Annotated in this window: 15 protein-coding genes and 1 other annotated feature; all 15 genes read right to left on the bottom strand. The window is 49.4% G+C overall.

The window, feature by feature from the left end:
• Positions 1–113 precede the first annotated feature (113 nt).
• Entirely contained in the window at positions 114–3656 is a 3543-nt protein-coding gene (gene rpoB / locus A372_RS0109910; RefSeq protein WP_019420688.1) for a DNA-directed RNA polymerase subunit beta, read from the bottom strand.
• A gap of 390 nt (positions 3657–4046) precedes the next feature.
• Positions 4047–4652, bottom strand: a complete 606-nt coding sequence (locus tag A372_RS0109905) for a class I SAM-dependent methyltransferase (RefSeq protein WP_019420687.1) — start codon at positions 4650–4652, stop codon at positions 4047–4049.
• Between the two features lie 139 nt (positions 4653–4791).
• Positions 4792–5157: a 50S ribosomal protein L7/L12 gene (gene rplL / locus A372_RS0109900; protein ID WP_019420686.1), complete on the bottom strand. Its 366-nt coding sequence runs from the start codon at positions 5155–5157 to the stop codon at positions 4792–4794.
• A 72-nt stretch (positions 5158–5229) separates the two neighbouring features.
• Entirely contained in the window at positions 5230–5733 is a 504-nt protein-coding gene (gene rplJ, locus A372_RS0109895; protein ID WP_019420685.1) for a 50S ribosomal protein L10, read from the bottom strand.
• 60 nt (positions 5734–5793) lie between these two features.
• Positions 5794–5960: a sequence feature (ribosomal protein L10 leader region), on the bottom strand.
• Positions 5961–6073: 113 nt separating this feature from the next.
• A complete protein-coding gene (gene rplA / locus A372_RS0109890) occupies positions 6074–6766 on the bottom strand; it encodes a 50S ribosomal protein L1 (RefSeq protein ID WP_019420684.1) in 693 nt (230 codons plus the stop codon).
• Between the two features lie 63 nt (positions 6767–6829).
• Positions 6830–7255 (bottom strand): 50S ribosomal protein L11, encoded by a 426-nt coding sequence (rplK, locus tag A372_RS0109885; protein WP_019420683.1) that lies wholly within the window; start codon positions 7253–7255, stop codon positions 6830–6832.
• 76 nt (positions 7256–7331) lie between these two features.
• Complete coding sequence (nusG, locus tag A372_RS0109880) at positions 7332–7865, bottom strand: transcription termination/antitermination protein NusG (RefSeq protein WP_019420682.1); 534 nt, start codon at positions 7863–7865, stop codon at positions 7332–7334.
• A gap of 23 nt (positions 7866–7888) precedes the next feature.
• Positions 7889–8080, bottom strand: coding sequence for a preprotein translocase subunit SecE (gene secE, locus A372_RS0109875; protein WP_026010982.1), 192 nt, complete (start codon positions 8078–8080; stop codon positions 7889–7891).
• A 38-nt stretch (positions 8081–8118) separates the two neighbouring features.
• A complete protein-coding gene (rpmG, locus tag A372_RS0109870; RefSeq protein ID WP_019420680.1) occupies positions 8119–8268 on the bottom strand; it encodes a 50S ribosomal protein L33 in 150 nt (49 codons plus the stop codon).
• Between the two features lie 453 nt (positions 8269–8721).
• A complete protein-coding gene (gene sigH, locus A372_RS0109865) occupies positions 8722–9378 on the bottom strand; it encodes an RNA polymerase sporulation sigma factor SigH (protein WP_019420679.1) in 657 nt (218 codons plus the stop codon).
• 235 nt (positions 9379–9613) lie between these two features.
• On the bottom strand, positions 9614–10153 hold the full coding sequence (locus tag A372_RS0109860) for an NYN domain-containing protein (RefSeq protein ID WP_019420678.1): 540 nt from the start codon (positions 10151–10153) through the stop codon (positions 9614–9616).
• An 11-nt stretch (positions 10154–10164) separates the two neighbouring features.
• A complete protein-coding gene (gene rlmB / locus A372_RS0109855) occupies positions 10165–10905 on the bottom strand; it encodes a 23S rRNA (guanosine(2251)-2'-O)-methyltransferase RlmB (protein WP_019420677.1) in 741 nt (246 codons plus the stop codon).
• 57 nt (positions 10906–10962) lie between these two features.
• The gene (locus A372_RS33705) at positions 10963–11499 is read right to left on the bottom strand and encodes a Mini-ribonuclease 3 (protein ID WP_019420676.1); all 537 of its coding nucleotides are present in this window, start codon (positions 11497–11499) and stop codon (positions 10963–10965) included.
• Entirely contained in the window at positions 11496–12929 is a 1434-nt protein-coding gene (gene cysS / locus A372_RS0109845) for a cysteine--tRNA ligase (protein WP_019420675.1), read from the bottom strand. Before cysS ends, A372_RS33705 begins: the two co-directional genes overlap by 4 nt.
• 36 nt (positions 12930–12965) lie before the next feature.
• A complete protein-coding gene (cysE, locus tag A372_RS33700; RefSeq protein WP_019420674.1) occupies positions 12966–13736 on the bottom strand; it encodes a serine O-acetyltransferase in 771 nt (256 codons plus the stop codon).
• Positions 13737–13950 lie beyond the last annotated feature (214 nt).

Here is a 13950-nt window from a genome sequence, read left to right as displayed (position 1 = left end):
ACACAGGAAGCGGTCTTCTGTGTTCGAATCTATATGGATTGACGATGGCCGGAACGGCAAAGGAGCCGCCGACCATCGTCCGAACCAACAACGCTATCCTATTTGGGGAATTGTTACTCTACCACGTATTCGCCTTCCGCACCAAGATTCAACTTGTCTTGGGAGGCATCGTCGTCTTCGTCCAATTCACGCATTTCAATTTCTTCTTCGTTCTCTGTCAAAATCTTGACGTCCATACCTAAGCTTTGCAACTCTTTGATCAAGACTTTGAATGACTCTGGAACGCCCGGCTCCGGTACATTTTCGCCTTTGACAATCGATTCGTACGTCTTCACGCGGCCGACAACATCGTCAGACTTGACGGTAAGAATCTCTTGCAAGGTGTATGCCGCACCGTAAGCCTCGAGTGCCCATACTTCCATCTCACCGAAACGCTGACCACCGAACTGTGCTTTACCACCGAGCGGCTGCTGCGTAACGAGGGAGTAAGGACCCGTGGAACGGGCATGAATTTTGTCGTCGACCATGTGCGCGAGCTTAATCATGTACATGACGCCGACCGTTACTTCACGTTCAAACTGTTCGCCCGTACGGCCGTCATACAACCGCGTCTTACCGTTGCGCTGCATACCAGCTTCTTCCATCGTATCGAACACGTCATACTCGGTCGCACCGTCAAATACCGGGGTTGACATATGCATGCCGAGATAGCGCGCTGCCATACCCAAGTGAACTTCAAGCACCTGACCGATATTCATCCGAGATGGAACGCCGAGTGGGTTCAAGACGACCTGAACCGGCGTGCCGTCCGGCAAGAATGGCATATCTTCTTCCGGGAGGATACGTGCGATGACACCCTTGTTACCGTGGCGCCCCGCCATTTTGTCACCCTCGGAAATTTTGCGTTTTTGGGCAATATATACTCGAACGAGCTGATTGACGCCTGGTGGAAGCTCATCGCCATTCTCTCGCGTGAACACCTTAACGTCAACGACGATACCGTCGGTACCATGCGGTACGCGCAGGGACGTGTCACGAACTTCACGAGCTTTCTCACCGAAGATGGCGTGCAGCAAGCGTTCCTCTGCCGTCAATTCCGTAACCCCTTTTGGCGTTACTTTACCGACCAGAATGTCACCTGCTTTAATCTCAGCACCGACGCGGATAATGCCGCGCTCGTCAAGGTTCTTGAGCGCTTCTTCGCCGACGTTCGGAATGTCACGAGTAATTTCTTCCGGTCCGAGCTTCGTATCACGTGCTTCGGATTCGTATTCTTCAATGTGAATGGACGTGTAGACGTCCTCTTTCACCAACTTCTCGGACAACAGAATCGCATCCTCGTAGTTGTAACCTTCCCACGTCATAAACGCAACGACGACGTTGCGTCCGAGGGCCAACTCGCCCACTTCGGTGGAAGGGCCGTCCGCCAAGATATCGCCTTTTTTGACGATTTCGCCTTTTCTGGCAAGCGGACGTTGGTTAATGCATGTTCCTTGGTTGGAACGCATAAACTTCTGCAATTTATATTTCACGAGGTCGCCTTTGACCTCTTTGCCGTCCACTACTTCGACGCGACGCACTTGCACTTCATTAGCCGTTACGCGTTCAACGTAGCCGTCTACTTTGGATACGATACATACGCCGGAATCCTTCGCGGACTTATGTTCCATTCCCGTACCGACAAACGGCGCCTCCGGAATAAGCAAAGGCACAGCCTGCCGCTGCATGTTCGAACCCATGAGCGCACGGTTGGAGTCATCGTTTTCCAAGAACGGAATGAGCGCAGTCGCTACCGACACAACCTGCTTCGGCGAGACGTCCATGTAGTCCACACGTTCGCTCGGCATCGTCAAGATGTTGTCAGATTGCTTGTTGTAACGAACAATGATCATATCGTCCTGGAACGATCCATCATCATTCAACAGCGCATTCGCTTGGGCAATGACGTAATTGTCCTCTTCGTCCGCTGTCATGTAATCGATCTGTTCGGATACTTTGCCTGTCTTCGGATCCACCCAACGGTATGGCGCTTCAATGAAGCCGTACTCGTTGACACGGGCGAATGTAGACAAGGAGTTGATCAAACCGATATTCGGTCCCTCCGGCGTCTCAATTGGACACATACGGCCATAGTGAGAGTGGTGAACGTCTCGAACTTCAAAGCCCGCACGTTCACGTGTCAAACCACCGGGTCCGAGTGCAGACAAGCGGCGCTTATGCGTCAGCTCTGCAAGCGGGTTCGTCTGGTCCATAAACTGCGACAACTGTGAACTACCGAAGAACTCTTTAATCGATGCAATAACAGGTCGGATGTTAATCAGAGCCTGTGGTGTAATGACATTCGCGTCTTGTATCGACATCCGCTCACGAACAACACGCTCCATACGGGACAAGCCGATACGGAACTGGTTCTGAAGCAGTTCACCTACCGAACGCAGACGACGGTTGCCCAAATGGTCGATGTCATCCGTGCTGCCAATGCCATGCAGCAAGTTCATAAAGTAGTTGATAGACGAGATAATGTCCGCCGGCGTAATATTTTTAACGGTTTTGTCGATGATACCATTGGCGATGACTTTGATGACCTTGCCCTCTTCAATCGGCGAGAACACCTCAATCACCTGCATCGGAATATCGTCGCTTTCCAATACGCCACCCGCAACATGATAGGTTTTAAATCCAACGTTGCTTTCGAGACGAGGCAAAATTTCATCTAATAGACGACGGTCAATCATTTGACCTGCTTCTGCGATAATCTCACCCGTATCCGGATCGACCAGCGTCTCAGCCAAGCGGTGGTTAAACAAGCGGTTCTTAATGTGAAGCTTCTTATTCATCTTATAGCGACCAACATTCGCTAAATCATAGCGTTTAGGATCGAAGAAACGTGCGATCAGCAAGCTTCTCGCATTATCCAATGTCGGCGGCTCACCCGGACGCAAGCGTTCATAAATTTCAATCAGCGCTTTCTCCGTCGAATCTGTATTGTCTTTATCCAGCGTGTTGCGGATATATTCGTCATGACCAAGCAAGTCTAAGATTTGTTCATCGGTACCAAAGCCCAAGGCACGAAGCAATACCGTCACCGGAATCTTCCGTGTACGGTCGATACGAACGTAAATAATATCTTTTGCGTCCGTCTCCAGTTCCAACCATGCCCCACGGTTCGGAATGACCGTCGCCGTGTAGGTTTTCTTCCCGTTCTTGTCAACTTTAGTACTAAAATAGACACTTGGGGATCGAACCAACTGGCTGACAATAACGCGTTCCGCACCATTGATGATGAACGTACCCGTTTCGGTCATAAGCGGGAAATCACCCATGAACACTTCCTGCTCTTTGACTTCTCCGGTCTCTTTGTTGAGTAGACGCACCTTTACCCGAAGCGGCGCCGCGTATGTTACATCGCGTTCCTTTGAATCATCGACCGAGTATTTTGGTTCGCCCAAGCTGTAATCAATAAATTCCAGAACTAAATTGCCTGTGAAATCCTGAATTGGCGAAATGTCTTGGAACATTTCACGCAATCCCTCGTCCAAAAACCATTCGTACGATTTCTGTTGGATTTCAATCAAGTTCGGAACTTCGAGTACCTCTTTGATTCGCGCGTAGCTGCGCCGAGTGCGTCGTCCATACTGAACAAGATGTCCTGCCAACTTTAACTCACCCCTCATGTCTACTACAAAAATGGATTGCGAATCCTTTTCGGTATCCTTTATAATAAAGTCCACGAAAGAGACTCTGAAACAAGTTGAAAATGTAGAAAATAAAGCAAAAAGAAAAACGCACGTTCACGGCAAAAATGCGAATTGCGATGGACGCCGTTTCCCCGTGCCGCCGTTTCATGTTGTCGTTTGTCCTTCATATCGATAGACTTGCCCAAAATGTAAACATTATACGTCAATTCCTAAAAAAGTATGCACTGTTTTAAAAAAAGACTTGACATTTTGGTCATGTAAAGACATGAAGGCCATCCTAATACTGACATTTTATAATAATATCACATTGGGCATATGAAGTCAACTTGGAAATTGTGTTATCGTCTATTATCGTTTCGTTGCCCGATAGACGCGATATCCTTTATCCTTCGTTACCAACTCCACATTCTCTTCTCCGAACAACGTGTGCAGCTTCGCCTCAGCTGACGGCGCCCCCTGCTTCTTCTGAATCACGATCCAGAGTGCTCCTTGTTCGTTTAATTGTTCATAGGACTGTTCGAAAATGCGATGGACGACTTCTTTGCCGGCCCGGATCGGAGGATTGGTCAAAATGACATCAAAACGCTCGCCGGCAAGTGCGGCCAAGCCGTCACTTTCTTGAACCGTGACATTATGAATGCCGTTTTGCGCGGCATTTTCCTGTGCCAGCTGCAAGGCGCGTTCATTGACGTCCACCATCTTAACACATCCCTGCTGTGCCAAGCGAGCAGCCGTTAAACCAATAGGACCGTACCCGCAACCAACGTCAAGCACTTGTGCTCGTACGGGAATATTCATGCTATCAATCAATACGCGGCTTCCGTAGTCAACTCCGCCCTTCGAGAATACGCCTGCATCAGAAACGAACTGGAAGTTCATCCCGCGAAGCATCGCCCGCCACTGCTGACGGTCATGCGACGCATCCGGCTGTTTGCTGTAATAGTGTCCGTTCATTCCCTTACCTCCTAGCGAGTTACGCTCCAGCAGGTCAAAATCGCTGCCGTTCATTGGCTAAGATGCGCACCGAGGTCGTATCCTAGACAACAAACCCCTTGAATGGTCTTCAAGGGGTTCGCACTTCACAGAGCTGAAATTACTTCACTTCTACAGATGCGCCTGCTTCTTCGAGCTTCGCTTTCACAGCTTCTGCTTCTTCTTTGCTTACTTTTTCTTTCAATGGTTTCGGGCAGTTGTCTACCAAGTCTTTCGCTTCTTTCAGGCCAAGACCTGTGATTTCGCGAACTACTTTGATAACGTTGATTTTGGCAGCGCCAGGGCCGTTCAAAATTACGTCGAATTCTGTTTGCTCAGCTGCACCAGCATCGCCAGCGCCACCAGCCATAACTGCTACAGGAGCTGCAGCTGTTACGCCGAATTCTTCTTCGATTGCTTTAACAAGGTCGTTCAGTTCCAATACGGACATGCCTTTAATGGCTTCCAAGATTTGATCTTTGCTCATTGTTAAACCTCCATATTCGTGATTAATTATTAGATACTCGCGCAATACCCCATCTCGGGAACGCGATCATGATTACGCTTCGGCTTCGTTCTTCTCTGCGACTGCTTTGACAGCAAGTGCGAAGTTGCGCATTGGCGCTTGAAGCACGCTGAGCAACATGGACAGCAAACCTTCGCGGGATGGCAATTCTGCCAACGCTTTGATTTGAGCCACATCGACGACGCGGCCTTCTACCACGCCACCTTTGATCTCAAGAGCTTCGTTCTTCTTCGCAAAGTCGTTCAAAATCTTCGCAGGAGCTACTGCGTCTTCGCGGCTGAATGCGATTGCCGTTGGACCGGACAATACTTCGTCAAGTTCCGACAATTCCGCTGCTGCTGTCGCACGGCGAACCAATGTATTTTTCAATACTTGGAATTCAATGCCTGCTTCACGCAGTTGTTTGCGGAGCTCGGTAACTTGAGACACGTTCAAGCCACGGTAGTCGGCAACAACCGTTGTTGCGCTGCCACGCAATTTCTCAGCGATCACTTGCACTTCTTGCTGCTTCGCTTCGATTATTTTTGCGTTTGCCACTCAATCCACCTCCTACAAGTATCATTACTAACCGCATCCCGACCGTTCTGTTCTACCTACTTCAGCATAAGAAAAGCCTCTGCAGTTTACTACAGAGGCATCACGAAAAGGTCAGGTGCGCAGCCGCGTCAACGACGCACACCTTCGCACTCATTCTATTTCGAACACCTCGGTAGGAGATTAAGCCTTCCGGCACCTACTGTCTACGGTACGATTATTCAAATTTAGTTGCACACTGTCTCTCAGCAACTCTATCAGGATAGCACGAACGGTCGAATCATGTCAACCTCTTCCGTTACTTTCCAACAGAGGCCAGATTCTTCCCCTGAGGGAATCTATCTTAGCGGAATGTTGCAGTTTCAACGCGTGCTGCAGGTCCCATCGTCGAAGAAACAGCGATGTTTTTCATGTATACGCCTTTTGCCGCTGCCGGCTTAGCACGATTCAATGCATCGATGAGAGCTTTAAAGTTATCATGCAACTTATCTGCATCGAAGGACACTTTACCGATTGGCGCATGAATTTGGCCTGCTTTGTCCAGACGGTATTCGATTTTACCCGCTTTGATCTCTTGGATCGCTTTAGATACATCGAATGTAACCGTACCGGCTTTAGGGTTAGGCATCAGACCTTTACCACCGAGGATACGGCCCAATTTACCGACTTCGCTCATCATGTCTGGTGTTGCTACGCAGACATCGAATTCGAACCAGCCTTGTTGAATTTTGTTGATCATATCTTGATCGCCTACAAAATCAGCGCCAGCTGCTTCTGCTTCTTTCGCTTTTTCGCCTTTTGCAAAGACGAGAACGCGTTTAGTCTTACCTGTACCGTGAGGAAGTACAACAACCCCACGAACGTTTTGGTCTTGTTTACGAGGGTCTACGCCCAGGCGAACAGCCACTTCAATCGTTTCGTCAAATTTAGCCGTAGCCGATTTTTTCACTAACTCAATAGCTTCCATCGGCTGGTAAGTTGTGTCTTTATCGAACAACTTAGCGGCTTCAACGTATTTCTTGCCACGTTTTGCCATGTTATGTTTCCTCCTTTGTGGTATTAACGGTTAAACCTCCCACATGCGTCCAGAAAACTTGAATTAGTCTTCTACGACGATACCCATGCTGCGAGCCGTACCTTCAACCATACGCATAGCTGATTCAACAGATGCTGCGTTCAGGTCAGGCATTTTTTGTTCTGCGATTTGACGAACAACGTCGCGTTTTACAGTCGCAACTTTGTTCTTGTTCGGTTCGCCAGAACCTTTTTCTACTTTCGTCGCTACTTTCAACAATACAGCAGCCGGCGGCGTCTTCGTAATGAACGTAAAGGAACGATCTTCGAACACAGTGATTTCGACAGGAATGATAAGACCTGCTTGGTCAGCTGTCTTCGCGTTGAACTCTTTACAGAACGCCATGATGTTAACCCCTGCTTGACCCAAAGCTGGACCTACCGGAGGCGCAGGATTTGCCTTTCCCGCTGGTATTTGCAACTTAACGATTTTAATGACTTTTTTCGCCACGTAGTACACCTCCTTGCGCTAATATGTGAGTTCAAAGCTTGCGCCCTCCCTCACAGCAGAAACCTGAAAAGATGTATTAAATCTTCTCCACTTGGTGGTAATCCAACTCAAGCGGGGTTTCTCTTCCAAACATGTTAACATGGACCTTCAACTTCTGCTTGTCCGTAATGATTTCTTCAACCGTACCGACAAAGTTAGCAAAAGGTCCGACCTTAATACGCACCGATTCCTTCAAGTCGAAATCGACTTTTGGCTTCGGCGCTTCCATTCCCATTGTCTTCAAGATTTGTTCAACCTCATCAGGCAACAGCGGGATAGGCTTTGAACCAGAACCAGTAGAACCGACAAAACCAGTGACCCCTGGCGTATTGCGAACAACATACCAAGACTCATCCGTCTGGATCATCTCTACCAAAACATAGCCAGGGTAAACCTTGCGCATGACGATCTTTTTCTTGCCGTCTTTGTTTACCACTTCTTCTTCCATTGGAACAAGAACTCGGAAAATTTTGTCTTCCATGCCCATGGATTCGACGCGCTTTTCCAAATTGGCCTTAACTTTGTTTTCATACCCCGAATAGGTATGAACAACGTACCATCTCTTTTCCATAACCAAGCCACCTTGGGACTTTATTAAATAATCGCTTCGACGATCGCGCTAATTCCGATGTCAAGGACCCAAAAATAAAGCGTCATAAAGACAACCGTGGCTAATACGACGATCGTATAGCTTGTCAATTCTTTACGATTGGGCCAGCGAACTTTTTTCAATTCGCCCCAGCTGTCGGCAAAGAAGGAAAACATTGAACCGAAACTACGTTTCAGATTCCCGAAGAAAGCCACGGACTACACCTCCATCTGACTTATCTTGTTTCGCGATGAGAAGTATGCTCGTTGCAGAACTTGCAGAATTTCTTCAACTCAATGCGGTCTGGGTGATTGCGTTTGTTCTTTGTTGTCGTGTAGTTGCGTTGTTTGCAGTTCGTGCAAGCCATCGTAACGATTACCCGCATATAGTACACCTCCTGAAGACACCTTAATGATAAGAAGCGTCGAATTTATCCCAAGGGGAAACAGTTTGTTCCCAATCCATAAGGAATAAAAACCGCCTCTCGAGCTGAATAAGACAGACTTATTCAGTAAAAACGTACGCATATTTAGGGCTACCTAAAACACTTTATCATAAGGGTCAAATCATGTCAACGAAAAGTATTGACGCTAGGGGGGTTACGACCTCCACTCTATCATAACCGACAGCTGCATGCAAAAGGAATAATCTCGAATGTCGAAGTCTATACCAGTATGGTAGATTTTCAATCAATCTAAACCTGCGCCCTATCATCACCTTTTCACGATCGCGGCATTCCCACTCCTTCACCAGTCAGAACCATTCCTTAATAGTAAAAAAAGCTTATTCCCTCACTCGTGAGGTGGATAAGCTCTTCATGGCATCTCTCTATCGTTCGCTATTCCTCATGTGCGCCATCGCGCAATTCCAAATACCGCTCCAGCTTGCGCTTCACACGCTGCAGAGCATTATCAATGGATTTGACATGACGATCTAGATCGACGGCAATCTCCTGATAGGATCGTCCGTCCAAATAAAGCATTAACACTTTGCGTTCCAAATCGCTCAGTATCTCGGACATCTTGTCTTCAAGTCCGACAAACTCTTCTTGATTAATAATGAGCTCTTCCGGGTCCGATACACGCGAACCCCCGATAATGTCCAGCAACGTCCGGTCCGAATCTTCATCGTAAATCGGCTTGTCCAAGGAAACGTATGAATTTAAAGGGATATGTTTCTGACGCGTCGCGGTCTTGATCGCGGTAATGATCTGTCTTGTGATGCACAGTTCGGCAAACGCCTTGAATGAAGCCAACTTGTCACCTTTAAAATCCCGAATCGACTTGTATAGGCCGATCATACCCTCTTGTACAATATCTTCACGGTCAGCCCCGATCAAAAAATAAGAGCGTGCCTTCGCCCGTACGAAATTGCGGTATTTGTTAATTAAGTATTCAAGCGCTTCACTGTCCCCATCACGAACCGCGTCGACTAGCTGTTCATCCGTCAACCGATCGTATGAGGAGGCGCTTAATACTCTGAGGTCAACACTCACTAGCAATCCCTCCGGCCTGCAACGCAATCCACTGTTACATCACAAATGATAGATTCAGTATATATGAATCTATCTAACACCGTCAACCAAGTGAAGCCTTATCCAGAGCGGAATCCAAGGTATTTCACAAATAAAGAGACAATCGCTTGGAAAAAAGATACCAAAATCCGTACTGGGCGAACATCTCTTCTCTCGATTCTAGCGCGTGTTCAAAAAAACTGCTTTTCAACCTCTGCTAGTCTTTCTCGCCGCGGCGCATCCGTTCCAGCTTCAACAGTTGATCCAGACTCAGCTTCCCTTCCAACGGATTACGTTTGATCGGCTGCGATGCATGCTCCCGAATACGAGACTGCACTTCTTGTCTTGCCTGCTCAATGATGAGCCGAAGCTCCCGCGCAGAGACACGAAGCGCACCCTGCCCGAAGGTGACGCGCTGCTCCGTCATGTCGGAGGTGGCAACATAGATTTGACGGCGGCGATGCGTCAGTTCCTTTACGAGACGTTCAATGCATTCATCCGCCGTTTCTTTTTCTTTTGTAAAATAAACCGTCATATTCCCCTGCTTGTATTTCATCCCGAGACCGGGAACGCGATACGCGTCGAACACGGCAATGACTTTTCGCCCCGAATAAGCTTGATAATCCGCAAGCATGTGCAGCAGCCGATCCCGCGCTTCTTCCAATCGGTTATCCGCAAGCTGCGACAATTCCGGCCATGCCCCAATCATATTGTAACCATCGACCAAGAGCACATCGCGCCAATCCTGCCGTTCCATGTTCCGCAGCCTCAGCCGCGGCGCCGGCGCACAACCTCATACATAAAGATGCCAGCGGCTACCGACGCGTTTAGCGAATTGATTTGCCCTGCCATTGGCAATGTACAGAGAACATCACACGTTTCACGGATAAGACGACCCATGCCTTTGTTCTCGTTGCCAATTACAAGCGCAACCGGAAGTGTGAACACATCCGCATCGTATATTTCCTGCGTCGCCGATACGTCTGTACCGACAATCCACACGCCGCGCTCTTTCAGCTGTTCCATTGTCTGTGTCAAGTTCGTGACGCGGGCAACCGGCACATATTCGACTGCCCCTGCCGATGTCTTCGATACCGTAGCGGTAAGTCCAACCGAGCGACGCTTCGGAATGATAACACCGTGAACTCCCGTACAATCCGCCGTACGCAAAATCGAGCCCAAGTTATGCGGGTCTTCGATTTCGTCCAGCAACAGCAAAAAAGGAACTTCCCCTTTGGCCTCGGCCCGGGCGAGAATATCTTCCACTTCCACATAATCATAAGCAGCGACTTGTGCGACAACACCTTGATGCTGTACGCCTTCGACCATCTGGTCCAGCTTACGCTTGTCCACCGTCTGAATGACGACTCCCACTTTCTTCGCCTCGGCGATGATAGGCAGGGTCAAATGCTTCTGCGCATTATCCGCAATCCATATCTTGTTGATGGTGCGCCCAGATTTGAGCGCTTCGGTAACCGAGTGCTTCCCGGCGATAAATTCTTCATGCATGCGTGTAATGGCCTCCCGTTATGTGTAGCTTCGTGTATTGCATCCGTGCTCCACCCGTTATTTATTGTCGTGCTCCGCTTCATGGACGTGAACGATCATATTCACCAGTTGGCGCATGCGATCATGCTGCCCGCTGAAATATAAATAGCCGAACAACGCTTCCAGCGCTGTTGCCTGTCGGTATTCGCTCACATCGGCACTTTTCGGCACGCTCGACTTCGTATTCCGCCCTTGGCGCACGACATCGGCTTCCTCTTCCGTCAAGAAGGAGGCGATGCTGCCGAGAAAGCGAGCCTGTGCTTTCGCAGACACATAGCTTATTACTTCTCGGTGCAAATGATTAGGGCGATGATTCGGCTTCGATATTAAATATTGACGTATCGCTGCTTCGTAGATGGCATCGCCCATATAAGCGAGCACGATCGGGTTCAAATGCTTCGCTTGCTTGGATGGAGCGAAGGGGAAGAGCAAATGTTGCGGCTCCCCTTGTCCCGTGCTCGCTTCGTCTATCTCATGCCGTGCTTGTTCATCCTTGTTCATGGCGCTGTTATTCGCTCCTTTGCCTCCGGACGCCGGTTGTTCGTCTCTCTTCATTTGCGACGCCAACGTACGCCTTGCGGCGTGTCCTCCAGCAATATTCCTTGAGCTGTCAGCAAATCGCGAATCTCATCGGCGCGCGCCCAGTTTTTAGCTTTGCGCGCATCATTGCGTTCTTGAATGAGTTGGTCCACTTCTTCGTCAAGCAGCTCATCCTCCTGATCCATCACGAGGCCGAGCACATCATTCATCGCTTCGAACGCATCGAGCAGCGCTTGCAAATTGCCGGTCTGCTGCGCTCCTTGGGCACCCTGCTGCAAGTAGGTGTTAGCCTCGCTTGCCCATTCGAACATGGCCGTAATGGCATCAGCCGTGTTGAAGTCATCCCGCAGCTTCGCATCGAACGTGTCAAGGATGCCGGCCAGCTTCGCCTGCAGCGTGTCATCGGGCTCCTGTTCATGCACCGCTTCCGCACCCGCTCCGTTCGTCACCATCTGCAGAGCATGCTGCACATTCGCCATCGCATTGGCAATCCGGCTCACGCTCTTCTCCGCCTGCACCATTGCCTCTTCGCTGAAGTTAAGCGGATTGCGATAGTGCGTCGCCAGCATGAAATAGCGGAGCGCCGCCGGTTGATACTGCTTGCGCAAATCTTTGACAAGCACGCCGTTGCCGAGCGACTTCGACATTTTCTCATTATTAATATGAATATACCCGTTATGCATCCATACATTCGCCAGTGGCTTGCCGGTGATGGACTCCGATTGCGCCACCTCGCACTCGTGGTGCGGGAATTGTAAATCCTGGCCCCCGCCGTGTATATCCAGCGTCTCACCCAAATATTTGCGCGCCATCGCGGAGCATTCGATATGCCAGCCTGGACGGCCATCGCCCCACGGACTCGGCCAGGAGATTTCTCCAGGCTTTGCCGCCTTCCAGAGTACGAAATCTTCAGGGTTCTCTTTGCGCTCATCCACTTCAATTCGAATGCCGAGTTGAAGTTCTTCAATATTTTGATGAGACAGCTTCCCATAATCATGAAATTTCTTCGTGTGGAAATAGACGTCTCCGCCGGATTCATATGCGAAGCCACGCTCCACCAATTCAGCGATGTAGGCGGTGATTTCCGACATATTGTCCATTACGCGAGGGTTCTGCGAAGCACGGCGGACGCCAATCCCGTCGATATCTTCATAAAAGGCTTGGATAAAGCGATCAGCGACCTCCGGCACGGTAGATCCAAGTTCCGCCGCTTTGCGAATTAGCCTATCGTCCACATCCGTGAAGTTGACGACATAGTTCACATTATAGCCAAGCGTCTCCAAATAACGACGGACCACGTCAAAGAAAATCTGCGGACGCGCATTGCCGATATGAATATAATCGTATACGGTCGGACCGCATACATACATGTTCACCTTATCCGGGTGTATCGAGATGAACGGCTCTTTGCGGCGCGTCATCGTATTATAAATGTGCAGCGTCATGGGTGCGCTAACCTCCTACATTAATCTCGTTTCGCTTTATTTTTTGATTACATTGGCTTCAACAAGCCGTTCCGCGGCGTCTTCGTTTTCTTTTGGCTGTTTACTGGCTGCGTCCGGGTCTCCTGCTTGATCATCGACTTGATCACCAGCAATATTTCTTGGCTTGGAAGGCTTGCATAGTTGCAATTCGGCTTTCAGCACATCGATCTCGCCTTGCAAGCTGCGCAGCATATCGATGACTGGGTCAGGCAATTGGGCATGATTCAGACGGTCAATGCGAATGCCGTCCTGCTTCACGATTCGCCCTGGTATACCGACTACGGTACAGTTCGGCGGAACTTCCCGCAATACGACTGAATTGGCCCCAATGCTGGAATTGTCTCCAACCTTGAACGAGCCGAGCACCTTGGCACCGGAAGAAATGACTACGTTGTTCCCGATCGTGGGGTGCCGCTTTCCTTTTTCTTTCCCTGTCCCTCCAAGGGTAACCCCTTGGTAGATGACGACATCGTCTCCGATTTCACACGTTTCACCGATTACGACCCCCATCCCATGGTCGATGAACAGACGGTCCCCTATGCGGGCACCTGGATGTATCTCAATTCCGGTCACAAAGCGGCTCGCCTGCGAAATGATACGGGCCACCGTAAACCAACGGTACCGGTACAACCAATGAGCGATTAGATGCGCCCATATCGCATGCAGTCCAGAATAAGTGAAAATGACTTCAAACCGGCTTCTTGCCGCAGGGTCGTTATCGAACACCGCTCGCACATCAGATTGCATTCGTCGAATGATACGCCACATGACCCGTCCCCCCCGGAACTTCCTAAAAGTGGTGAACCTCTAAAATAAAAACGCCTCTGCAGCATGATGCTGCAGAGGCGCGGTGCGCGGTTCCACTCTGCTTGGATAACGTTACATCCAGACCAGACAGCCTCATTCCCTCGAATTCACCTGGAATCTGGCCGCAATCGCGGTCTGTAAACTGTAACAGCTATCCCACTCAACGTTCAGTAAC

The sequence above is a fragment of the Paenibacillus sp. OSY-SE genome, assembly GCF_000283315.1.
Classification (GTDB): domain Bacteria; phylum Bacillota; class Bacilli; order Paenibacillales; family Paenibacillaceae; genus Paenibacillus_B; species Paenibacillus_B profundus.
The sequence above is the reverse complement of the archived record's forward strand: the minus strand, read 5'-3'. Positions and strand labels throughout refer to the sequence as shown.